General features: G+C 67.7%; 23 protein-coding genes and 2 pseudogenes. 16 read left to right on the top strand and 9 right to left on the bottom strand.

Going from position 1 to position 20,655, the window contains the following annotated elements; genetic code table 11:
• Window positions 1-35 precede the first annotated feature (35 nt).
• The gene (locus ABD976_RS01345; RefSeq protein ID WP_345355761.1) at window positions 36-602 is read right to left on the bottom strand and encodes a TetR/AcrR family transcriptional regulator; all 567 of its coding nucleotides are present in this window, start codon (window positions 600-602) and stop codon (window positions 36-38) included.
• 101 nt (window positions 603-703) lie between these two features.
• On the bottom strand, window positions 704-2,452 hold the full coding sequence (locus ABD976_RS01340) for a tetratricopeptide repeat protein (protein ID WP_345355758.1): 1,749 nt from the start codon (window positions 2,450-2,452) through the stop codon (window positions 704-706).
• 149 nt (window positions 2,453-2,601) lie between these two features.
• Between ABD976_RS01340 and ABD976_RS01335 the strand changes: the two genes are divergently transcribed.
• From ABD976_RS01335 to ABD976_RS29560, 4 genes and pseudogenes are all read left to right on the top strand, one after another.
• Window positions 2,602-3,801 (top strand): MFS transporter, encoded by a 1,200-nt coding sequence (locus ABD976_RS01335; RefSeq protein ID WP_345355755.1) that lies wholly within the window; start codon window positions 2,602-2,604, stop codon window positions 3,799-3,801.
• Window positions 3,802-3,816: 15 nt separating this feature from the next.
• A pseudogene (locus ABD976_RS01330) lies at window positions 3,817-4,032 on the top strand (transposase); the annotation flags it as partial.
• On the top strand, window positions 4,032-4,676 hold the full coding sequence (locus tag ABD976_RS29565; protein WP_369774548.1) for a hypothetical protein: 645 nt from the start codon (window positions 4,032-4,034) through the stop codon (window positions 4,674-4,676). The pseudogene ABD976_RS01330 and the gene ABD976_RS29565, both read left to right, overlap by 1 nt.
• Before the next feature lie 101 nt (window positions 4,677-4,777).
• Window positions 4,778-4,972, top strand: a complete 195-nt coding sequence (locus ABD976_RS29560; protein ID WP_246338559.1) for a helix-turn-helix domain-containing protein — start codon at window positions 4,778-4,780, stop codon at window positions 4,970-4,972.
• Window positions 4,973-5,156: 184 nt separating this feature from the next.
• Here ABD976_RS29560 and ABD976_RS01315 read toward each other — a convergent pair whose 3' ends face one another.
• Complete coding sequence (locus tag ABD976_RS01315; protein ID WP_345355752.1) at window positions 5,157-5,687, bottom strand: dihydrofolate reductase family protein; 531 nt, start codon at window positions 5,685-5,687, stop codon at window positions 5,157-5,159.
• Window positions 5,684-6,265 (bottom strand): TetR/AcrR family transcriptional regulator, encoded by a 582-nt coding sequence (locus tag ABD976_RS01310; protein WP_179773548.1) that lies wholly within the window; start codon window positions 6,263-6,265, stop codon window positions 5,684-5,686. Before ABD976_RS01310 ends, ABD976_RS01315 begins: the two co-directional genes overlap by 4 nt.
• 835 nt (window positions 6,266-7,100) lie before the next feature.
• On the opposite strand from ABD976_RS01310, the gene ABD976_RS01305 reads away from it, so the two are divergent.
• The 3 genes from ABD976_RS01305 to ABD976_RS01295 are packed head-to-tail and all read left to right on the top strand — an operon-like array spanning window position 7,101 to window position 9,303.
• Entirely contained in the window at window positions 7,101-8,108 is a 1,008-nt protein-coding gene (locus ABD976_RS01305) for a recombinase family protein (RefSeq protein ID WP_345355743.1), read from the top strand.
• A gap of 26 nt (window positions 8,109-8,134) precedes the next feature.
• Window positions 8,135-8,506, top strand: coding sequence for a sigma factor-like helix-turn-helix DNA-binding protein (locus ABD976_RS01300; RefSeq protein ID WP_345355741.1), 372 nt, complete (start codon window positions 8,135-8,137; stop codon window positions 8,504-8,506).
• The gene (locus tag ABD976_RS01295) at window positions 8,506-9,303 is read left to right on the top strand and encodes a DUF2637 domain-containing protein (protein ID WP_186361356.1); all 798 of its coding nucleotides are present in this window, start codon (window positions 8,506-8,508) and stop codon (window positions 9,301-9,303) included. The genes ABD976_RS01300 and ABD976_RS01295 overlap by 1 nt, the downstream gene beginning before the upstream one ends.
• Window positions 9,304-9,559: 256 nt before the next feature.
• Here ABD976_RS01295 and ABD976_RS01290 read toward each other — a convergent pair whose 3' ends face one another.
• The 4 genes from ABD976_RS01290 to ABD976_RS01275 all read right to left on the bottom strand — a co-directional run bounded on the left by ABD976_RS01290 (window position 9,560) and on the right by ABD976_RS01275 (window position 12,967).
• Window positions 9,560-10,690, bottom strand: a complete 1,131-nt coding sequence (locus ABD976_RS01290; RefSeq protein ID WP_345355738.1) for a sensor histidine kinase — start codon at window positions 10,688-10,690, stop codon at window positions 9,560-9,562.
• Complete coding sequence (locus tag ABD976_RS01285; RefSeq protein ID WP_186362846.1) at window positions 10,635-11,333, bottom strand: response regulator transcription factor; 699 nt, start codon at window positions 11,331-11,333, stop codon at window positions 10,635-10,637. The genes ABD976_RS01290 and ABD976_RS01285 overlap by 56 nt, the downstream gene beginning before the upstream one ends.
• Window positions 11,334-11,525: 192 nt before the next feature.
• Window positions 11,526-12,290 carry an ABC transporter permease gene (locus tag ABD976_RS01280; RefSeq protein WP_186361359.1) on the bottom strand — a complete coding sequence of 255 codons (765 nt, stop codon included), beginning with the start codon at window positions 12,288-12,290 and terminating at the stop codon, window positions 11,526-11,528.
• A complete protein-coding gene (locus tag ABD976_RS01275; RefSeq protein ID WP_186361360.1) occupies window positions 12,287-12,967 on the bottom strand; it encodes an ABC transporter ATP-binding protein in 681 nt (226 codons plus the stop codon). Before ABD976_RS01275 ends, ABD976_RS01280 begins: the two co-directional genes overlap by 4 nt.
• Window positions 12,968-13,213: 246 nt before the next feature.
• On the opposite strand from ABD976_RS01275, the gene ABD976_RS01270 reads away from it, so the two are divergent.
• The 9 genes from ABD976_RS01270 to ABD976_RS01230 all read left to right on the top strand — a co-directional run bounded on the left by ABD976_RS01270 (window position 13,214) and on the right by ABD976_RS01230 (window position 20,067).
• Complete coding sequence (locus tag ABD976_RS01270) at window positions 13,214-13,699, top strand: DUF1259 domain-containing protein (protein WP_222131394.1); 486 nt, start codon at window positions 13,214-13,216, stop codon at window positions 13,697-13,699.
• Window positions 13,700-13,721: 22 nt separating this feature from the next.
• Window positions 13,722-14,042: a DUF1259 domain-containing protein gene (locus tag ABD976_RS01265; RefSeq protein WP_222132560.1), complete on the top strand. Its 321-nt coding sequence runs from the start codon at window positions 13,722-13,724 to the stop codon at window positions 14,040-14,042.
• 12 nt (window positions 14,043-14,054) lie between these two features.
• Entirely contained in the window at window positions 14,055-15,014 is a 960-nt protein-coding gene (locus ABD976_RS01260; protein WP_186361361.1) for a lysylphosphatidylglycerol synthase transmembrane domain-containing protein, read from the top strand.
• Window positions 15,011-16,069, top strand: coding sequence for a phosphatidylglycerol lysyltransferase domain-containing protein (locus ABD976_RS01255; protein ID WP_345355712.1), 1,059 nt, complete (start codon window positions 15,011-15,013; stop codon window positions 16,067-16,069). Before ABD976_RS01260 ends, ABD976_RS01255 begins: the two co-directional genes overlap by 4 nt.
• A 126-nt stretch (window positions 16,070-16,195) precedes the next feature.
• Window positions 16,196-16,411 carry a DUF378 domain-containing protein gene (locus ABD976_RS01250; protein ID WP_186361363.1) on the top strand — a complete coding sequence of 72 codons (216 nt, stop codon included), beginning with the start codon at window positions 16,196-16,198 and terminating at the stop codon, window positions 16,409-16,411.
• 134 nt (window positions 16,412-16,545) lie between these two features.
• On the top strand, window positions 16,546-17,010 hold the full coding sequence (locus ABD976_RS01245; protein WP_345355707.1) for a Chromate resistance protein ChrB: 465 nt from the start codon (window positions 16,546-16,548) through the stop codon (window positions 17,008-17,010).
• 3 nt (window positions 17,011-17,013) lie between these two features.
• Window positions 17,014-17,445 (top strand): chromate resistance protein ChrB domain-containing protein, encoded by a 432-nt coding sequence (locus ABD976_RS01240; RefSeq protein WP_186361365.1) that lies wholly within the window; start codon window positions 17,014-17,016, stop codon window positions 17,443-17,445.
• 29 nt (window positions 17,446-17,474) lie between these two features.
• Complete coding sequence (gene chrA, locus ABD976_RS01235) at window positions 17,475-18,926, top strand: chromate efflux transporter (RefSeq protein WP_186361366.1); 1,452 nt, start codon at window positions 17,475-17,477, stop codon at window positions 18,924-18,926.
• Between the two features lie 478 nt (window positions 18,927-19,404).
• Window positions 19,405-20,067, top strand: a complete 663-nt coding sequence (locus ABD976_RS01230; RefSeq protein ID WP_345355696.1) for a hypothetical protein — start codon at window positions 19,405-19,407, stop codon at window positions 20,065-20,067.
• A gap of 73 nt (window positions 20,068-20,140) precedes the next feature.
• Here the strand turns inward: ABD976_RS01230 and ABD976_RS01225 are convergent.
• Window positions 20,141-20,593, bottom strand: a pseudogene (locus ABD976_RS01225) (methyltransferase domain-containing protein); the annotation flags it as partial.
• Window positions 20,594-20,655 lie beyond the last annotated feature (62 nt).

Below are 20,655 nucleotides of genomic sequence, written 5' to 3'. Positions count from 1 at the left end.
ATACAGGCGGCACCGAACCCTCAGATGCGCGTCATTCAGGCCGGCTGGCCCGCCGCAACCACCGCGTCGGTGATGGATGCCGCATAGCTCTCGGTGAGCCGGTCGAAATCGAAGAGCAGGGCGTACCACATGGGCCCGTAGATGAGGTCGATCAGTACGTCGTCGTCGGCGAAGGTGACTTCTCCGCGCTCCCGGGCACGGGTAATGACCTCGCGGAAGAGCTCCCGGCGCGGGTTGATGACGGAATCGACCGCCTTCCGGGCGAAGTCCGAGCCTTGGGCGGCCTCGGCGGCGACGGCCTGGCTGAAGGCGCTGTTGCTGTCGCGGTGGAGAGCGAAGGCCGCCGTCACCATGCGCAGCAGGTCCTCTCGGAGACTGCCGGTGTCCGGAACGGGAAAGACCTCACGCCCCACGGAATCGAGAGCTGCCAGCAGCAGGTCGCCCTTTGCGGAGTAGCGGCGGTAGAGAGCCTGCTTGGAGACTCCACTGCGGGCCGCGACCCCTTCCATCGTCATTCGCCCGTAGCCCCGTTCGGCGACTAGGTCGAGGGCCGCCTGGTGAATCGCCGCGTCGAGGGCAGGGTCGCGAGGTCTTCCTTGCACAGGGTGAACCTTACTTCAGGGGCCGCATCGCTACCTATTTCAACGCATCCGCAGGTGCCCCGCCGAGCGGGATACCTGCGGACGGTCCGTACGGATTCAGCTCACTGCTCGGAGCAGCAGGCGCAGGCGGACTCGGCCGCGGTGCCGGGCTGCGGTTCGGCGCAACAGTTGGACGCCTCGCCGTCGCTCTCGAAGGCACTCAGACGGCAGAAGCAGGAGGCCGCGATGGGGATGTCGGCAGTGGCGACGGCGATATCGCGGGCGAGGGCGATCTGCTCGGCCTCTTCGTTCCGCCCGAGGAGGGTGAGGCACTCGTGGAGTCCGTGCAGACTCCAGACGTTGTTGGGGTGCGTGCGGCGGCGGGCGAGACTGCGGTCGAGGTAGAGGTCGGCCCGGTACACCGCGGCGGCCTCCTCGATACGGCCCTGCTCCATCGAGAGTGCGGCGTAGGCGTGACGGACCGGCTGGAGCCAGGCCGGCGGGTCGGTGTACGGGAGCGCCTCCTCCATTTCAATGGCGTGCGCCAGGGCGGCGAAAGCCTTGTCGAAGTTGCCCTTGCGGTACTCCAGTTCGCCCTCCAGCATGCCGACGGCGACCTTGAGGACGTCCACCTCCTTTGCCGGCACGGCGTTCCACCGGGACTCGGGCACGGTGGCTCGGGCAGCGGCGAACGCGTCGCGGGCCGCCTCGGCCTCGGCGATGCGGCCGAGTGCGGAGAAGGCGATGCCACGCGCGTAGTGGATCATCGCGGTGGTCGAGCAGAACAGCTCCTGGTCTTCCGGGAGTTCGAGTTCGAGGATCTCTTCCCAGCGGCCGAAGCGGATCAGTACATGCGGCAGGGTGGTGCGATAACTCTCGATGAGGTCGGCCATGGGCGGGCTGGTGATCTGCAGCAGCTCCGGCGTGACGAACGCGTCGATGTCACGGGCGGCAGCAAGAGCCTTGCGGGATTGACCGGACATCATGGCTCCGTACGCCAGGACGCAGAGATTGTGGGCGCGGTACAGGGAATACCAGTGCTGCTGCCCCTCCCGCGCGAAGTAGCGGTTGTCGGCGGCGACCGCGACGGTGTTGGACTCCACCACGTTGCGCCAGTCGCCGCACGCGGCATCGATGTGCGTGGACATGTGCGCCATGTGTCCGCCGTCGGGGGCGAGGCCGCGCAGTCGGTCGGCCGCCGGCAGGGCCACCTCGGGGAAAGGGGACATCTCCATCAGGTGGATGTAGAGGTGGTTGAGGACCAGGTGCCGGTCGCCGCCGGGCAGCAGGAAGGCGGACTCGATGACCTCGCGGGCCTCGACGGTGCCGTAGCCGACCGGCTCGCCGCTGTCCAGGTCCCACAGGGCTCGCGGGCTCACGCACAGCAATGCGTCGGCGAAGATGGCGGCCGCGTCCAGGTCATCGGGGTGTGCTCGGTAGACCTCACGCATGGCTTCCGCGTACGCACGGTTGAAGGCGTCGAACTCCTCCGGCCCCTCCGGGACGCCCTGCTCGGGGAAGCGGGCGGCCAGGGCCGTGATGAGCCCCCGCTCGAAGGGCGTGCACGAGGTGGCGGCGGCGCGCGCCCGTGCGAGCGAGACATTGGCGTACTCGACGGACGCCTTCAGGTCGTCGGCGTCGAAGAAGCGCCACGCTTTGTTGTAGTTGGGGCCCTTGGCGAAGGCGATCCCCCAGTGGGCCATCGCGCATTCGGGATCCTCGGCGACGGCCCTCTCGAAGCAGCGGACGGCCTCCTCGAAGTTGAAGCAGTACGCCCACAGCAGGCCACGGTCGAACCACAGCTGGGCCTGCGGCGAAGAAGTGGTGACGGTGCGGCGGTATGCGCCGAGGTCGTAGTAGGTGTCGGACATGGTGCTGGCTGACTCCCATCAGTGGACGGTAGGGCGTGCGGGGCGGGGGCAGGGCCTCCACCTCCCGTACGGACCGGCGAGATCCTCTATATACAATACGAACCGTACCGTATTGAAAGAGGGAGTCCATGCCCCCTGGACGTTCACCGATGCCGGCCCTCCTCGCCCTGGCCATCGCCTACTTCGCCATGGTGGCCGCGGCGCTCGCGATTGTCGGACTTGGCCCACTCGTCACCGACGGCCTCGGCGCCGACTCTGGCGCGGCCGGAACACTGAGCACCGTCTACACCCTTGTCTTCGCCCTGGGGGCTCCAGTCGCCGCCGTGGTGCTCCAACGCGTAGACCGGAAGAAGGTCCTGCTCATCGGACTGGCACTGATGGTGCTCGGTGGCCTGGGCAGCGCGATGGCCCCGCAACTGCCGCCGATGGTCATCGCCCGCGCGATCCAGGGCGCCGGTGCCGCAGTATTCGCGCCCACCGCGTCGGTCGCCGCCGCCATGATCGCCCCGCCGGAACAACGCGCCCGGATGCTGTCGCTCGTGGGCAGCGGCGCGATCACCGCCATGGTTCTCGGCGCACCACTTGCCTCGGCAGCCGGCGCGCTCATCGGATGGCGATGGGCCCTCGCCGCGCTCGCAGCACTGATCCTCATCGGTTTGGTCGCGACCGTAACCCTGCTCCCACCGCTGCCGCCCAGAACCGTCCTGCGCATGCGCGACTTCGGCGCCGTCGTGCGCGCCCCGGGCGCACAGCCGATCCTGTGGACCACCTTCCTGGCCCTGCTCGCCCAGCACGTCGTCTACGGCACCGTGACCGTCTACCTACCCCAACGCTTCGGGGCCTCGGACACCGCGGTCTTGGGCATCCTGGTGGCCTTCGGGGCCGTGGCACTGTGTGGCAATAGCCTCGGCGCCCGCGCGTACACCCGGTTCGGCGGGGACTGGGCTCTCGCAGGCGGAATCGCCGGAGTGGCACTCGCCTTCACCGGCGCCGCCCTGCTGCCCGCCCAACCGGCCTTCGGCATCGCGCTGTTCGCACTCTGGGGACTGTTCAACCCGGTCTTCATCGCCCCGCAACAAGTACGCATCATCGACCTGTTCGCCGAACGAAGCAGCCTGCTGATCCCGCTCAACACCACCTCCGTCTACCTGGGCATGAGCCTGGGCGGCCTCACCGGCAGCACCCTGCTTCCCGCTGTGGGCCCGTACCTGCTTCCCGCTGTCGCCCTCGTGCCGCTCGCCGCAGCCGCGACCGTGCACATCGCCTCGATGCGGCGCCGGGACAGGCGTGACAGCAATGCACGCAGCGTCGCCGCGGTCACGGCCCCGGGGCCCTCCTCCGCTCCGTAGAAGCGGAAGGTGATACTGCTGGGCGTGTCGACACGGCGGATGGAGAAACTCGTCGAGTCTCTCGGAGTCACGAGTCTGCCGAAATCGCAGGTGTCGGCGATGGCCCAGGACCTCGACGCCCAGGTCGAAGCGTTCCGCACCCGCCCCCTCGATCAGGGCCCGTATGCGTTCGTGGCCGCCGACGCGCTCGTGTTGAAGGTCCGCGAACAGGGGCGGGTGATCAACGTGCATTGCCGCAGACCAAGGTCAAGGCCGAGCTCCGCGACATCGAACGCCAGCGACGGCACCTCAACCAGCGCCTCGACACCGCCTCCGCCGACCTGACCGATGCCGCCCGCCTGATCGACGTGAGCCTGAAGCTGCTCGAACGGCCCGAACAGTTGTACCGGCGGTGCAACGACGAGCAGCGGCGCCTGCTCAACCAGGCGATCTTCCACAACATCTACATCGAGGATGAGGAGGTCACCGACCACGATCTCCAGGAACCGTTCAGTCAGCTCCATGCCATCCAGCAACTCACAAACAGCAAGAAGCCCAAGCCTCACAAGGAACCGAAGCCGCACAACGAGCCCAAGTCTCACAACGAACGAAAGCCTCACACCGAGGGTGACCACCGCACCGTGGGGGCCTACGGGGGCTCGGCCCCCGTAAAGAAATCAAGACAACGGGAAAAGGGGCCCGACAAAGTCGGGCCCCTTGAACACGCTGAACGTGGACGTTGGGGGACCTTACTCGAACATAGAAGACCAGGTCAGAGCACTGGAAGAGCTCCGCGAGAAGCTTCCCAGCCTCGATACACCCGAGCCCCCGTCGATCAAGCGCGACTGCCCCGGCCACGCCCGACAACTCGGGCCCCGATCAAGTCGAGCAACTGATCTCCGACTACCAGTCCGGCGCGACGGTGTACCAACTCGGTGACCGGTTCAACATCGAACGGCGAACGGTCAGCACCATCCTCCATCGGCACGGCGTCCCGATGCGCCGCCGCGGCCTCTCGGACGACCAGGTCAACGACGCCATCCACCTGTACAACCTCGGCTGGTCCCTGGCACGAGTCGGCGAACACCTGGGCGTCAACCACACCACCGTGCTCAACAAGCTGCGCGAACGCGGCATCCCCACACGAGACACCCACGGGAGTCCGCGCGTCGACGCAGGTGACCACCGATGAGCCGGCCCCCAGCAATGTCAACTCGACCAGGTTTGGACGGAGCCACCATCGTTAAGGCCGTCATGCCGAACTTCGCGTCGTCGAACCATTGCGGGATCATCGGATCCTCCAGAACTGTCGATTCCGGACGCGATGCTAGGAAAATTTTCGAGCCATACGCATACAAAAATTTGTCCGACGCCGATCACTTGCGGACGGTGTAGGTGGTTTGGACGTAACCGGCGTCGTAGGTGGTCGTCGACTCGTGGATGAGTTCGATGTCGGCGGACAGCTCGCCGAACAACGGCAGTCCGGCGCCCAGCAGCACGGGCGCGGTGGTGATGGTCAGCTCGGTCAGCAAGCCCGCCCGCAGGAAGCTTTGGACAACCTGGCCGCCGTCGGCGTACACGTGTTTCGCGCCGCGATCGGTCAGGTGCGCGACGAGTTCGTCGAGATCGCGGTGGACGGAAATGCGCGGGTCGGCGTCGGTGGCCAACCGGGTACTCAGAACGGCGACGTGCTTGCCCGCGTAGGGCCAGACGTCGGTCCCGAAGCCGAGGACCGCCTCGTAGCTGGCCCTGCCGAGGACGACCGTGTCGATGCCCGCGGTGAACTTCTCGTACCCCATGTCGCCTGCCTGTTCATTGCGACTGGTGAGCCATTCGAGGTCGCCGTCCGGGCGGGCGATGAAGCCGTCGAGGCTGGTGGCGATGAATGCCGCGGCGGTGAACGTCATGTGGGACTCCGATCGGTCAGGAGCTGGTCGATTTCGTCGCGGAGGGCGTCGGCGAGCGGGCCGTCGCCGTGCAGTGCCCACACGATCACGACGCCGTTGTAGGCGATGTGGACCGAACGGGCCATTCGCGCCGGGTCGCCGGTCAGCTCGCCCACGCGGACCGCCTCGGTGAGCAACGCCGTGATCTCCGCGCGCATCCGGTCCGCCTGGGCGGCGGCGTGTGCGCGGAAGTCGGGGTCGGTCAGGTCGAGCTGCAGGAAGGCGAGGCTGTTGGCGAGGTGGTGAGGTGCTTCGACGACGTCGGCCAGCTCGCCGAGCGCCGCGTGCAGTGCGGTCAGTGGCGAAGGGTGTTCGCCGCGGACCCGGTCGAACAGCTCACCGGTGTACCGAGTGGCCCGTTCGGCCACCGCCAGCAGTAGGCCGCGCTTGGAGCCGAAGCGCTGGACCAGCGTCGGCGGCGAGAGGCCTGCCTCGCGCGCGACGGCCGCCAGAGTCAGGCCGGCGGGGCCGTGTTCGGCGATCGTCCGCCCCGCGGCGTGCAGAATCGCCTCGTCGCTGGTCGTCCTCGGTCGTGGCACGTCGCCGACGGTACGTACCCCCAGAGAGTTTGTAAAGGAACATTCGTTTATTAAACTGGCGCAGAGATGGCCACGATGGCGTCGGGCGTGACCGACTCGGCGATCTCGGCCAGGGACCATCCGGCCGCGCCCTGTTCCAGAAGCAGGTCGCGGACGGCGTCGACCAGTTCCCCCCTGCTCCCGTAGCCGATGGTGAGGTTGCCGACACCGAGGTACTCGCATCACGCCACCGGCCGCTCGATGTGCTCGGCGCCTCGGCGATGCGCCGTGCCGACGTCGTCGAACCCCTGTTGGCCCGCCCAGCGCTGGTTGCCGATGTGGGCGGGCACCGGCCCGCGGAGCACCTGAACGCGAAGACGGCGAGTGTACGGCCGGAAGCTCGGGAAGGCCACCTTCGCCACGTCGTACGTCAGTGCCCCGGCAAAGTCCGGGGGCGCGGGGGTGCGATCGGGTGGTCCGGAGCGCGTCATTCGCGTTCCTGGGGACGAGACTCGCGGTGAGTGGCCCGTTCGCGTCGGCGCGGGTTCACGGGTTGGGCCCCAGGGTCCGGATGGCGAGTTACGTGTTCAGGACCGCGAATGACGTGCTCGGGAACGCGAAACTCGCACTTCGGTACGCCGTCCAGGCCGCCCTCAGAAGGAGGCGTCATGACCAGCGCTTATGCCGACTTCATCGATGAACTGCAGCAGGACGTCACCCTCCCTATCCAGCCGCCGATGGACGACCTTGCCCCCGGCACTCGCGCAGTGATCTACCCGCGCGTGTCCTCGACCGGGCAAGTCCGGACCGACTACAACCGGAAGGCATCTCCATTCCGGCCCAACGGGAAGCGTGCTTGCGCAAGGCGCGACAGCCAGCCAAGAAGGTCTCCGAGAACAAGATTTCGCAAATGCTGCGCGATCGCTACTACCTCGGATACGTCGAGTACGACGGCGAAGAAATCCAAGGGCGGCACGAACCCCTCATCGACGAGGACCTCTTCGACACCGTCCAGGAGATCCTCGAATCCCGCACGACAGCACAAGAACGCCGTCGCGTCCACCACCACTACCTCAAGGGATCGCTCTTCTGTGGACGCTGCCAACGCGACGGCACCAAACGGCGGATGATCATCCAACGGACCATCAACTCCAAAGGCGCCGAGTACCTGTACTTCTTCTGCCGCGGCCGGCAGAAGGAGGCGTGCCAAGCGCCCTATGTCAACGTCACGCTCGTCGAGGACGCCGTCGAACGCCACTACGCGGCGATTCGCTTCAACCAGCCATTCATCGCTGACATGCGCGACCAGATCGATGCCGTGCTCGGCGAGCAGGAAAAATCCGCGCGCCTGCTGCGCAGGCAGATCACCGCACAGCTCAAGGAACTCGACACGAAGGAGGAGAACTTGATCGACCTCGCCGCCGACAGCACACTGCCGCAGACCAAGGTCAAGGAGAAGCTACGCGACATCGCCCGCGAGCGCCGCCGACTGGAGGAGCGCCTCGACACAGCCAACGCCGACCTCACCGACAGCGCCCAGCTCGTCAACTCCAGCCTTGCCCTCCTCGAACAGCCCGACCAGCTGTACCGACGCTGCAACGACCACCAACACCGCCTCCTCAACCAGGCGATCTTCCAAGCCCTCTACATCGAGCACGACAAGATCACAGACGGTGAACTCCGTGAGCCTTCGGCGAACTCCACGCCATCCAAGATCTGCGGACCGCAGCAACGAGCGCGGGTAGCACAAGCAAAAGGACCACCCACAGTGCGGGTGGTCCTTGCTCGCCGTCAGGCGTCACGGTCCTACTTCGTGGCCATCATTCAGGCACTTGTTCTAGTAAGAACCCTAGGGTGGACCTAACGCTAAAGCATACGAACCACCACGACGTGCTGGTCGAAGGTCCAGAGATCCAGGTCACGCCCGTTGGCGCCCTCACCCGGCAGCTCGATGACCATCAAGTGCAGCAACTGATCAAGGGCTACGAGGCCGGCGCGACCGTCTACGAGCTGGGTGACCAGTTCGGTATCGAGCGTCGCACCGTCAGCGCGATCCTCCACCGCCACGGCGTAGCGATGCGTCGACGTGGCCTATCCGACGAGCAGATCGACGACGCGGTTCGGCTCTACCACCAAGGGTGGTCGCTGGCCCGGATCGGTGACCGCATGGGCGTCGCCGCCGGCACCGTGCGCCAACGGCTGCACGAGCACGGTGTCACGATGCGGGACACCCAGGGGCAGCCCGGGGCAGGTGCGGTCTGATGCGCGCCGAGCCAGCCACATCCCAGCCCGCCCCCGATCGATCACTTCGTCTGCAGTGCGCGTGCACGCTGTTGGTGGCCGTGGGGGCGGCCTACGTCTCCTATCGGCACGGCCGTGAGTTCGCCCTCCGGTTCGGTGCCGACGAAACTACCGCCACCCTCTGGCCTCTCATTGTCGACGGCCTCTTGACGATGGCAACGATCGAGCTGTGGAAGGCCGGTCACCGGTATCGCGCCAGCGGGCAGTGGAAGGCATGGTTGTCGTTCGCCCTCGGGATCGGGCTGTCGCTGTGCGCCAACATCGCCTCCGCGCCCGAGCTGAACGCTTTCTCCATCGCCGTGGCCGCCTGCCCCCCGCTGGCACTACTGCTGTCGGTGGAACTACTCAACCAAGCGCTCAAACGCCGCCGCGCGGAAACCTCAAGCGGCACCGATCACGAGCCCGACGAGAACGCATCACCAGAGCCGCACTCACCGGACACGGGTGAAAGCAGGTCGTCAGAGAACTCCGAGACGAGCGCCGAGATGCCAGCACTGCACACGATAGTGAACAACGTTCCTGGTCACAGCACCAACAGCGCCGACGCTGACTCAGAGCCACCGGACGGCGGCGACGATGATCTACTGCTAGAGGAGGCGTACCGGCTCGATGCCGAACACTGGAACCTCTACCAGCGGCCGATCTCAGCCGACACCCTCCGCCGCAAGCTCAGCATCGGCTCGCGGCGATCCCGCGCTCTCACCCGACACATCCGACAACACCGACGGCCCGGACCAGCGCTCGCGGCGGTGGAATGAGCGCCGGACCCGCGGTGGGCTGCCGCCCGGGAGCCGGCAACCCACCGCAAAGTTGCCGGGGACGGCGAATTCCCCCGAGCCCGGCGATCATCTTCCCGTCGGCTCGGCATGTTCAGTGGGTATCGGCCGACATTCCCAAGACCGGGTCCGACCCGGTTGTTGCACGAAGGGGAATCGACGGCAGGGGTCACGACTGCGCTCGGATCGCAACAAGTATTGCTGTCCGCCAGCCCGTGAGGTGCCGGGCATTGGCCGCTTATCCGTGCGGTTGCTGGTCGTGTGGAGCGGGGAGGGTGATGGAGGCGTCGGCGCCGGTATCGGGGCGGTTGGTCAGGTGGGTTTGGCCGCCGTTGGCGGTGATCAAGGCTGCGGTGATGGCGAGTCCGAGGCCGCTTCCGGGGTGGGTGCGGGCGGTGTCGGGTCGGGTGAAGCGGTCGAAGGCGTGGGGCAGGAAGTCGTGGGGCAGGCCGGGGCCGTGGTCGAGGACGTGGATTTCCGCGCGGCCGTTGGTGTGGGTGGCGGTGAGGTGGATGTCGCCGGTGGCGTGCCGTAGCGCGTTGTCGACGAGGTTCGCGATTGCGCGGTCGAGGTGGTCGGCGTGGGCCAGTGCGGCCAGTCCGGTGGGGGCTTCGACGGTGATGTGGCGGCGATGGTGCTGGAGTGCGGGGCGGAAGCGGTCGGCGACGGCTTCGAGCACGGGACCAAGTTCGACCACTGTGGACGATGGTCTGGTCTGCTGGCGGTCGGTGCGGCTGAGGGTGAGCAGGTCTTCGGCCAGCCGGGACAGGCGTTGGGTTTCGGCCAGCGCGGAGTGCAGGGCGGTGGTGAGTTCGTCGTGGCTGCGGGGGCGGCGCAGGGCGAGTTCGAGTTCGGTGGTCAGCAGGCTTAGCGGGGTGCGCAGTTCGTGGCTGGCGTCGGCGATGAACTGGCGCTCGCGGGTCAGGGCGGTGTGTAGCCGGGTGAGCATGGCGTTGAGGGTCTGGCCCAGGCGGGCGATCTCGTCGCCGGTGTCGGGGACGGGGAGGTGGTGCTCGGGTTGGTCGGCGTCGATGGTGGCTGCGCGGCTGCGCATGGCTTCGACCGGTCGCAGGGCGGCGCCGCTGAGGGTGTAGGCGGCAAGCACGGCCACGAGCAGCACCAGCGGGAACACGATGAGTAGTTCGCGGATGAGGTCGGCGACGATGCCGTTGGCGTGCTGTTGCAGGACGCCGGTGGGGTCGCCTTCGTTCACCGCGTCGCGGAACTGCAGCACGGTCGCGATGCCCGCCCCGGCAAGGACGAGGGCCATGACGGCGGCGAACAGGATCGTCAGCCGCCAGCGGATGGGCAGTCTAGCCAGCAGAGGGCGCATGGTGGCCTCCGTCGGTGCGGAGTCGGTATCCGGCACCGCGCACGGTTTCGATGGAGCGCACGCCGAAGGGCCGGTCGATTTTCTGCCGCAGGTAGCGGACGTAGACATCGACCAGATTCGAGGTGGTGTCGAAGGCGGTGTCCCAGCAATGATCAAGCAGTTGGTCGCGGGTGTGCACCATGCCAGGCCGGCGCATGAGCGTTTCCAGCAGCACGAACTCCCGGTTACTGAGGAAGATTTCGGTGTCGCCGCGCCAGACGCGGTGGCTGGCCGGGTCCAGGTGCAGATCACCTGCTTGTAGTACGGGCGTGCGGTCGGCGAGGCCGCGGCGGGCGAGTGCGCGGAGCCGGGCGAACAGTTCGGTGAGGTGGAACGGTTTGGTCAGGTAGTCGTCGGCGCCGACGTCCAGGCCGCGGATGCGGTCGGGCACCGCACCGCGGGCAGTGAGCATGAGCACTGGCGTTGCCACCTTCCGCGTCCGCATCCGCGTGCACACCTCGAACCCGTCCGGTCCGGGCAGCATCACATCCAGCACGATCACGTCGTACTCGCCAGCCAGCACCGCGGCCAGGGCTTGGTCACCGTCGGTGGCGACGTCGGCGACGTGGCCTTCTTCTCGCAGCCCGCGGGAGAGGAGCGCGGCCATTTTGGGTTCGTCTTCGACTACCAGGACGCGCATGGCCACCTCACGATCCGGCATCCCCGGTCACCGGGGAAGTTGTTCTCATCGTCCTCTCATCGACTGCTCGTACCGTCTGCGGTGCAACCAGGGTTGCAGCACACGAGTGCCCCAGCGAGCAGGAGGGGAGCATCGACGTGTCCGTCAATGCGCAGCTCATCCCCGGTGGAGAATGCGCCCCACGACGTCCGGCTAGCGGCGGAGCCGATGAGCTGTGGTGTCGAACAGTCGACGCTGGGCGAGGTGGCTGGCCACGGCGGCGGCCACGGTCGCGGCGGCCAGCAGCATGTACATGACCACGATCTGGTAGCGGATCGCGGTCAGTGGGTCGACGCCGGCCAGGATCAGCCCGGTCATCGCCCCCGGCAGGCTGATCAGGCCGACGACCTTGGTCGAATCGATCGCGGGCAGCAGTGCAGTACGGGCGGCCGAACGCCGGTGCGGGGCGAAGGCGTCCACGAGCGACATCGCCAGCGCCAGGCGCGCCTCGATCACCGGCCGGGCGTGACGCACGTCTTCGACCAGCCGCAGCAAGGTCAAGCCGGTGGCCTGCATCGCGGTGGCCACGATCATGCCGCCGATCGGCACCACGACCTCGGGCCGAGCCGGCAGGACGCCCAGGAGCAGCAGGCTGGCCAGCGAGACCAGCGAGCCGACGGCGATCGCGACGGTGGCCAGCAGCCATCCGCGAGGCACACCCCGACCGCGCCGACCAGCAACGTGCCCGGCGACCAGCACCATCAATCCCACCCAGCCCGCGGCACCGAGCAGCCCGGCGTGCTGGAACAGCAGCAGGAGCACGACGCCGACGGCGGCCAGTTGCGCGGCGGCCCGCGCGGAGGCGATGAGCAGGTCGCGGGTGAGGCCGAACCGCTGGTGGACGGCGACCGCGACGGCCACCGCCACCAGCAGCACCGATGCCGCCACCTGCAGCCAGGTCACGTCCGTGGTGATCATGAGGCTGCCTCCGGGTACTGGATGTCGTCGGGTGCGCCCGAGGCCAGCACGCGGCCGTGGTCCAGCAGGATGACGTGGTCGGCGACGCGGCGGACTTGGTCGGCGTTGTGGCTGACCAGCACAACCGCACAGCCGCGCCCGACAAGATCGCGGACGGTGCGCTCGATGGCGGTGGCACTGGCCGCGTCCAGTGACGCGGTGGGCTCATCGAGCAGCAGAACCTCCGGCTCCAGCGCCAAGGCGCGAGCCAGGCACACCCGTTGGGCTTCCCCGCCGGACAGCCCTGTGGTGCTGCGATCGAGAAACGACAACGGCAGGCCGACCCGAGACAACAGGGCACCTACCTCCTCTGGGGCCACGTGCGGGCAGCCGAGGCGGATCTCCTCGGCCACCGACTCGCTCAACAACTGGGGCTGCTGCGCGACGAGCTGCACTCGGCGTCGCAGATCCAGCACGTCATACCGGCCCAGCGCGGTCCCGTGGAAGGTGATCTGCCCGGCGTCGGGGTCATCCAGCCGGACCAGCAACCGCAGCAACCGCGACTTGCCCGCCCCACTGCGGCCCACCACAGCGGTGCACGCAGCGGGCGGGATCTGCGCCGAAACGTCCTCCAGCACGAGCGCCGGGCCGTGCCGCAGCGTCACGCCACGGAGGGCGAACACCGAGTCCTGCTGCACATCGACCCCCTCGCTGAGATTCTTGTAACCATGGTTACATCGTGGAGGATAGTGATGGCAATGCCTCAACGGCTCCGTTCCGAGAAGTCAGGCTGGTTCTCCCGGCCAAGTCACATCGGCCCTTCGGTCACCGTGGCCGTGCTCGCGGCTGTGGCCCTCGTGGTCAGCGGCTGCAGCGGCGGAACCACACCGCCGCACCAGCAGCATCCCGCCGCGGGCACGGGTGCCCAAGCCGCGGAGGCGCCAGTGCCCACGACCGAGGCTGACTGGCGAGGTGCGGCCGAGGTGCTGGGCCGGCCGGGCAAGCTCAAAGACGGCACGGTCTACCGGTTCAGCTTCCCGCGCTCGGACCTGGACGTGACCTCGCAGAACGTGACGGTCAAGCCCGCGTTGGCGCTGGGCTCCTACGCGGCTTTCGCTCGCTATCCGGATGGCTCGTCGATGGTGATGGGCGATTTGGTGGTCACCGAAGGCGAGTTGCCCGCCGTGACCGATGCGTTGCAGCGCGCGGGGATCAACCAGACCGCCATTCACAAACACCTGTTGGATGAATCCCCGCCGGTGTGGTGGAGCCCATATCCACGGCCACGGCAACCCCCAAGACCTCGCCCGCGGCATCCGGTCCGCTCTGGACGCCACTGCCACGCCACCGCCCAGCAGCCAGCAGCAGCCCCCGCCGGAGCTGGACACCGCAGGAATCGATGCCGCGCTCGGGCGCAAAGGAACCGCTGAAGGCGGGGTCTATAAGTTCTCCGTGCCCCGCAAGGAGACCATCAGCGATTCCGGCATGGTCGTGCCACCCGCGATGGGCGTGACCACGGCGCTGAACTTCCAACCCACCGGCGGAGGCCGCGCCGTGATCAACGGCGACTTCGCCATGACCGCAGGCGAAGTACAGCCGGTGCTACGAGCCCTACGGCAACACGGCATCAGCGTGATCTCACTGCACAACCACGGACTGAACGACGAACCGCGCCTGTTCTACACCCACTTCTGGGCCGAAGGCGACGCTGTCCAACTCGCCCAAGCCCTGCGCCCGGCGCTGGACGCCACCAACGTGAAGCCACCCAAGTAACGGGCCGCAGCCATGACGCACCACCTGGTCGACTCCCGCACGTCCCCCCGCGGCGGCAAGGGCCTGCCGACGGCGGCGCGGCGTCTCGGGATCGTGGTGTCGGTCGTGCTGATCGGCGCGGCCGGGTGGCTGCTGGTCCGGGAACTGCGCGGGCTGCGTTTCGGCGCGGTCGTGGGCTATCTCGGCACGGTCTCGCCCGGGTGGCTGCTGGTGGCGCTGGTCGGCACGGTCGCGGCCTACGTCGCGCTCGTCGGCTACGACGCGCTCGCGCTGCGGCACGTTGGCCACCCGTTGCCGTGGCGGCGGGTGGTGCGCGTGGGGTTGATCGGGTTCGGGATCAGCAACACGGCCGGCCAGGTGTGGTTGGCCGGTGGCGCGGTGCGGTATCGCCTCTACCGGGCGGCGGGGCTGGCTGCCGGCGAGATCGCCGGCGTGGTCGTGTTCGTGTCGCTGGCGTTCTGGCTGGGCTATCTCGCCCTGGCCGGCGTGGTGTTCCCCCTCGCCGCGCCCGGCGTGCCCCCGAGTCTGCGGCTGGGCGTTCCGCTGGACACGCTGGGGTGGGTCTGCCTGGCCCTGGTGGGCGCCTACCTGGCCTGGTGTGGGCTCGGGCAGGACCAAGCCCGATTGCGCCCACCGGCGCTGCGGGTGGCGCTGCCCCAGGTCGGGGTGGCCGTGCTGCGCACGCTGCTCACCGCGAGCGTGCTGTACGCGGTGCTGCCGGAGGGGGTCGACTACCTCGCCGTCCTGGGCGTGTTCGTGTTCGCCGTCGGCATCGCAACCCTCGGGCAGGTGCCGGGCGCGGCCGGGGTGCTGGAGGCCGTGGTGCTGGTGGCGCTGCCCGCCCTCGACCCGGCCGCGGCCGTGGGCGCGCTCGTGCTGTTCCGGCTCCTGTACTACCTGCTGCCCCTCGCGGCGGCGCTGGTCGCCCTGACCTTTTCCGAACTCCACCCCCGTCCCGGAGGCGCATCGTGAGCCCGGAGACGCAGCACATGCCCACCCGGCGAGAGCGCTCGTTCGAGCGCGCCCGCGCGATCCTGCGTGCCTACCCGGCCGCCAAGGCCCAACTCGCCGTGCTCGACGACAAGCACCTCTTGTTCAACTCCGCCGGCACCGCCTTCATCATGTACGCCGGCCACGGCCGCAGCTGCGTCGCCCTCGGCGACCCGGTTGGCCCGCCGCAGCACGCCCCCGCGCTGATCCGGCAATTCCACACCATGTGCACCACCCGCGGGCTGCGGCCGGTGTTCCACGAACTCAGCAATGACCACCTCGCCACCGCCACCACCCTGGGGCTGCACCCGCTGCGCATCGCCGAGGAAGCCCGCGTGCGCCTGGACACCTTCTCGCTGACCGGCCGCCGGCGGCACAACCTGCGCAACCGGCTGCGCAACGCGACCAAGGACGGGCGCACCTTCACCTGGGTCCCCTCGTTGGCCCACGCCCCGCACCGGCTGTCCGAACTACACGCAATCTCCCACGAGTGGCTGGGCACGAAACCTTCCCGGGAAAAACGCTTCTCGCTGGGCCGGTTCGACCCCGACTACCTGACCACCGTCGACTTCGCTGCCGGCCTCATCCAGCAGCACGACCAGCCCCTCGCCTTCGTCACCACCTGGGCCGGTACCAGCCACCAGGAGCTGTACCTCGACCTCATGCGCTGCCGGCCCACTGCCCCGCGCGGCACCATGGACCTGCTGTTCGTCCGCATGCTGCAGCAGGCCCACGCCGACGGATACACCTGGTTCAACCTCGGCATGTCCCCGCTGCCACCGGCCACCGACGACCTCTCCACACGGCGATTCGGCCGGCTCTACGCCCAGGCCCGCGACCTCGCGCACCACTTCTACAACCTCGACGGGCTACGCCAGTACAAAGACAAATTCGACCCCCACTGGTCGCCCCGCTACCTACTCGCCCCGAGCCGACCCGGCCTCCTCCGCGCCCTGTCCGACGTCGCCCTGCTCACCTCCGGCGGCACCCGCGGCATCCTCGGCGACACCTGGCACCACCTCACCCGACGCCGATGACCCAGCCACCCGCCCGACAACCCATACACCAGCCACACCCGCCAACGCAGCGACGAGAAGCCCCGGTTTGCTCCAAGCAGGCCTGCTGCACACCGTCCCCGTCCCCAACATGGAAAGGAAACCGCGATGCGACCGCAGAACACCCTGGATTGGGTAGCCTTTGTCCTCCTGCTTGTCGGCGCGTTCGCCTGGGCCGCGTTCATCACCGACGTCAACGTCCTCGACGTAGCCCTGGAACCCATCGCCGACGTCCTCGACGACACCGTCTTCGGACTCATCGGCCTGGCCGGGCTGTACTGGATCGCCCGCGTACTCGGCCTGCCCCCGAAAGCCTCAAGATAGCGGCGTGCCCTCTGCCGCTGTCCGCACAGCGCGACCGTCCCCTGCAGAAGAGGGTATTGATGTAACCATGGTTGTACTGCAACCATGGTTACATGTCATCGGAGGCTGCTGGCCCACATGCGCCCGGGGAGTGGGTGTTGCTGTCGTACCGCATGCCGCGGGAGCCCTCCACCCCGAGGATCGCGGTGTGGCGCAAGCTCAAACGCCTCGGCGTGGCTCAACTCGCCGACGGGGTCGTCGCGCTCCCGGCCGACGCGCGCACCCGCGAACATTTGGAATGGCTCGCCGACGAGATCATCGAGGGCGGCGGCATCGCCGGGATCTGGATCGCCCGGCCAGCCAGCCTCGCACAGGAGCGGGAACTGGCCTCGGGGATGGCCGAAGCCCGGGCGGGCGAATACCGCGCCCTCGCTGAGGAAGCCACCACGGCCGCCGACCTGGCAGAGAACGCGCGGCTGTCCACGGCGCGGCGACTGCGGGCCGAACTGCGGCGCATCACGCGCCGCGACTACTTCCCGCCACCGGATCGTGAGCAGGCGCGCCGCGCGGTCGAAGCGCTGCTGCATCCCACCGCAACCGACCTGCCGCAGGAGAGCTGACCGATGAAGTGGGCCACCCGCGCCAACATCCACATCGACCGGGCCGCCTGTGCCTGGCTGATTCGCCGCACCATCGATGCCGAGGCGGAGTTCGTCTTCGTCGCCGACCCCGCCGAGGTGCCCACCGACGCGACCCCGTTTGACATGCGCGGGGTCGAACTCGGGCACCACCAGGGGGATTGCAGCTTCGAGACCATCCTGCGCCGCTACGACATCACCGACCCCGTGCTGTGGCGCATCGCCGAGGTCATCCACGAAGCCGACCTCGACGACGAACGCTACGACGCCCCCGAAGCCCCCGGTATCGATGTCGCGCTGCGCGCGCTGTCGATGGTTTGCGACGACGAGCAAGTCCTGGCCCACACCCGCCCGCTGTTCGACGGGCTCTACGAGTACTACCGCCGCGCCACTCTGCTCGGCCGCGAACCCGCATAGCCCCCACTGTCCACAGAGGAACAGAATCGATGCGCGACACCCCCGACCAGTCCACCCCGAAGCCACCAGAGCCGCCGCAGGACACCTCCGAAAACGCCCCGGAATCCGCGGCCACACCCCAGTCGCGTAGCGGCGATCTGGTGCCATTTCGGCAGGCGCTGCGGACCTGGTTTGCCATCTCGCTGCAGACCTTCGGCGGACCGGCCGGGCAAATCGCGGTCATGCAACGCACCCTGGTCGACGACAAACGCTGGATCGGCCAACGCCGCTTCCTGCACGCCCTGAACTACTGCATGCTGCTGCCCGGCCCCGAAGCCCAACAACTCGCCATCTACGTCGGGTGGCTGCTCAACGGAGTCCGCGGCGGACTCGCCGCCGGCACGCTGTTCGTCCTGCCCGGTGTCATCGCCCTACTCGCGCTGTCCGCCATTTATGTGGGCTTCGGTGACACCATCCTCGTCACCGCGATCTTCGCCGGACTTGGCCCCGCAGTGGTGGCCATCGTCGCCCAAGCCGTCCACCGGGTCGGCAAACGCGCCCTGACCCACCCCGCCCTGATCGCCATCGCGATCGGCGCCTTTCTCGCCCTGGCACTGTTCGGCGTCCCGTTTCCCATCGTGATCGCCGTGGCCGCATTCGCCGGATGGCTGCTCGCCAAGATCAAACCCCACGCACTGCGCGCCGGAAACGGCACCGAGAACAGCAACGGCCCGCAACCACTGATCGCCGACGATGCCCTGCACACCGAACGCCCCACCCTCGGTCGAGCCGCCCGCATCATCCTCATCAGTGCGGCACTCTGGGGACTGCCGCTACTGGCCGTCGCGCTCCTGACCGGCGTGGGCAGCGTGTTCACCACCCAGGGCATGTTCTTCTCCGGCACCGCACTCGTGACCTTCGGCGGCGCCTATGCCGTGCTCGCCTTCGTCGCCCAACGTGCCGTCGAAGTCTATGCCTGGCTCTCGGCAGGGGACATGGTCCGCGGTCTGGGCCTGGCTGAAACCACCCCGGGACCATTGATCATGGTCGTGCAGTTCGTCGCGTTCCTCGGCGCCTACCACCACCCCGGCGGCCTCAACCCCTGGATCGCCGGAATCCTCGGCGCGCTCATCACTACCTGGGTCACCTTCGTGCCCTGCTTCCTGTTCATCTTCCTCGGCGCCCCACACATCGAACGACTCCGCAACAACCACACCCTCTCCGCGGCGCTGACTGGCATCACCGCCGCCGTGGTCGGTGTTATCGCCAACCTCGCCCTCTACTTCGCCACCCACACCTTCTTCGGGGCCAGCAATCAGCTTCGCCTGGGAATCTTCGATGTGAACGTCCCCGACCTGGCCACCGTCAAACCGGTCGCGGTCGCCATCACCGTCGTCGCCATCGTCCTGATCTTCCGGCTGCGCTGGTCAGTACTCCGCACGCTCGGCATCTGCGCCTTGCTCGGCCTTGTCGCAGGGCTGACCGGGCTACCAATGACCTGAACACGAGCCAAGCCGCTGCTATCAGCGGTGCCGCTTACATCTCCTACCACCACGGCCGCAACGACTGAGGTGAACGCATCCGCACACGACACACGACGGATCCGCATCGGCCAACGATCCCTATTCGCCGTCAGCAGACCCCGGCATGAACCAAGACGAGCAGCTCATACCCAAGTGCAACCCAACTACCTTGCGGGATTAGAACTCGAAAAGCCGTCCTGACCAGCACTTTTGCGTCAGACACCGGAAACGCACCACGGACCGACAGGAAGCCCCTTCACCTGCCATTTCCGCAGGTCATCGAACATGGAGGGGCTTCCTATGGTTACCCTACCTGTGGAGGTTGGGGGAGCTTATTTCAACACAAAGTACCAGGTCACAGCGCTAGAAGGACTGCGGTAAAAGCTGCCGGACCTGAATGCGCCCGCCCAAACGAAACCGAAGCAGGCTAAGCCTGGCCGCGCTCGACGGAGACCAAGTGCGGCAACTGATCGAGGGCTACACCTCGGGCGCGACCGTCTACCAGCTGGGTGATCAGTTCGGTATCGAGCGCCGAACCGTGTCCACCATCCTGCATCGCCACGGGGTCCCGATGCGCCGTCGCGGCCTGTCCGCCGAGCAGATCGACGACGCCGCCCGGCTCTACCACCAGGGGTGGTCACTGGCCCGGATCGCCGGACGCATGGATGTCGCTGCCTGCCCACCCCTCGCGCTGCTGCTATCGGTCGAACTACTCAACCAGGCCATCAAGCGGCGCCGCGCGGAGATGACGATCGAGAACGGTCCTGAGTCTGCCGAGGCCGGCTCAGCGCTGCCGGCTTCGGCAGATTCAGGCGGGGCCAGCCAGACGCTGGACGCTCTTGTAGAGGCCGAGAGGGTGCCAGCATTTCGCACGGTCGTGAACAACATGCCTGGTCATAGCACCGAAGCCGACTCAGCGGAACCGTACGGTGAAGAGGGTGATCCGCTATATGGGGAGGCATACCGGCTCGACGCCGAACACTGGAACCTGTACCAACGCCCGATCTCAGCCGACACGCTCCGCCGCAAGCTCAGCATCGGCTCGAAACGAGCCCGCGCCCTCACCCACCACATCCGCCAGCACCGCCAACCCGCAGCAGTGCTCACGGCAGTGGACTGAGCACCGGACTCGCGGTGGGCCGCCTCCGCCGGGCGCTAGGCCCGAAGAGGTGGAGGCCCACACACCACGTTGCTTATCGTGGTTTCTCTGCTGTGATGAGCGCATATCCAAGGGTGCCGGTGGCGGCGGCGTCGGCGGCGAGTCGCGTGTAGTGCAGTACGGCGTTGACGTCGATCCCGGCGGCGACGAGTTGGTCGGGGGCGGTCATGCGGAGCAGTTTCAGCCGCGCTTCCATCATGTCGATCATCGACCGCAGTGCCTCGTCGTGGCTTTGGGTGTCGGTGGTGCGTAGTCCGGCGGTGTCGAGGATGGCGATGTAGTCGTCAAGTGGACGGGCGTCGGCGATGCAGGCGACCCAGCCGGCAAGTCCGGTGAGTTCGGTGGGGAGACCGTCGGGGTGCACGGTGATGTCGGTGATGCCGACCCGGCCACCGGGCCGGAGCACGCGCGCGAATTCACGTGCTGCGGTGGGTTTGTCGGGGAAGGTGCAGAATGCGCATTCGCAGACCACGGCGTCGAACTCGGCGTCGGCTAGGGCGTGTTGCTAAAAGTTGTTCCGGGATGTGTGGGCGATGCTTGGGGGGTGTC

Source organism: Saccharopolyspora cebuensis (assembly GCF_039542665.1).
Lineage (GTDB): Bacteria > Actinomycetota > Actinomycetes > Mycobacteriales > Pseudonocardiaceae > Saccharopolyspora > Saccharopolyspora cebuensis.
This window is presented reverse-complemented; position numbering and strand designations above follow the sequence as displayed.

Bases quoted from the DNA above. Each gene is read 5' to 3' on its own strand.
- ABD976_RS01340 (WP_345355758.1), bottom strand. From the start codon at position 2,452: ATGTCCGACACCTACTACGACCTCGGCGCATACCGCCGCACCGTCACC.
- ABD976_RS01335 (WP_345355755.1), top strand. From the start codon at position 2,602: ATGCCGGCCCTCCTCGCCCTGGCCATCGCCTACTTCGCCATGGTGGCC.
- ABD976_RS29560 (WP_246338559.1), top strand. From the start codon at position 4,778: ATGCGCCGCCGCGGCCTCTCGGACGACCAGGTCAACGACGCCATCCAC.
- ABD976_RS01315 (WP_345355752.1), bottom strand. From the start codon at position 5,687: ATGACGTTCACCGCCGCGGCATTCATCGCCACCAGCCTCGACGGCTTC.
- ABD976_RS01295 (WP_186361356.1), top strand. From the start codon at position 8,506: ATGCGCGCCGAGCCAGCCACATCCCAGCCCGCCCCCGATCGATCACTT.
- ABD976_RS01285 (WP_186362846.1), bottom strand. From the start codon at position 11,333: ATGCGCGTCCTGGTAGTCGAAGACGAACCCAAAATGGCCGCGCTCCTC.
- ABD976_RS01280 (WP_186361359.1), bottom strand. From the start codon at position 12,290: ATGATCACCACGGACGTGACCTGGCTGCAGGTGGCGGCATCGGTGCTG.
- ABD976_RS01260 (WP_186361361.1), top strand. From the start codon at position 14,055: ATGACGCACCACCTGGTCGACTCCCGCACGTCCCCCCGCGGCGGCAAG.
- ABD976_RS01250 (WP_186361363.1), top strand. From the start codon at position 16,196: ATGCGACCGCAGAACACCCTGGATTGGGTAGCCTTTGTCCTCCTGCTT.
- ABD976_RS01240 (WP_186361365.1), top strand. From the start codon at position 17,014: ATGAAGTGGGCCACCCGCGCCAACATCCACATCGACCGGGCCGCCTGT.
- chrA (WP_186361366.1), top strand. From the start codon at position 17,475: ATGCGCGACACCCCCGACCAGTCCACCCCGAAGCCACCAGAGCCGCCG.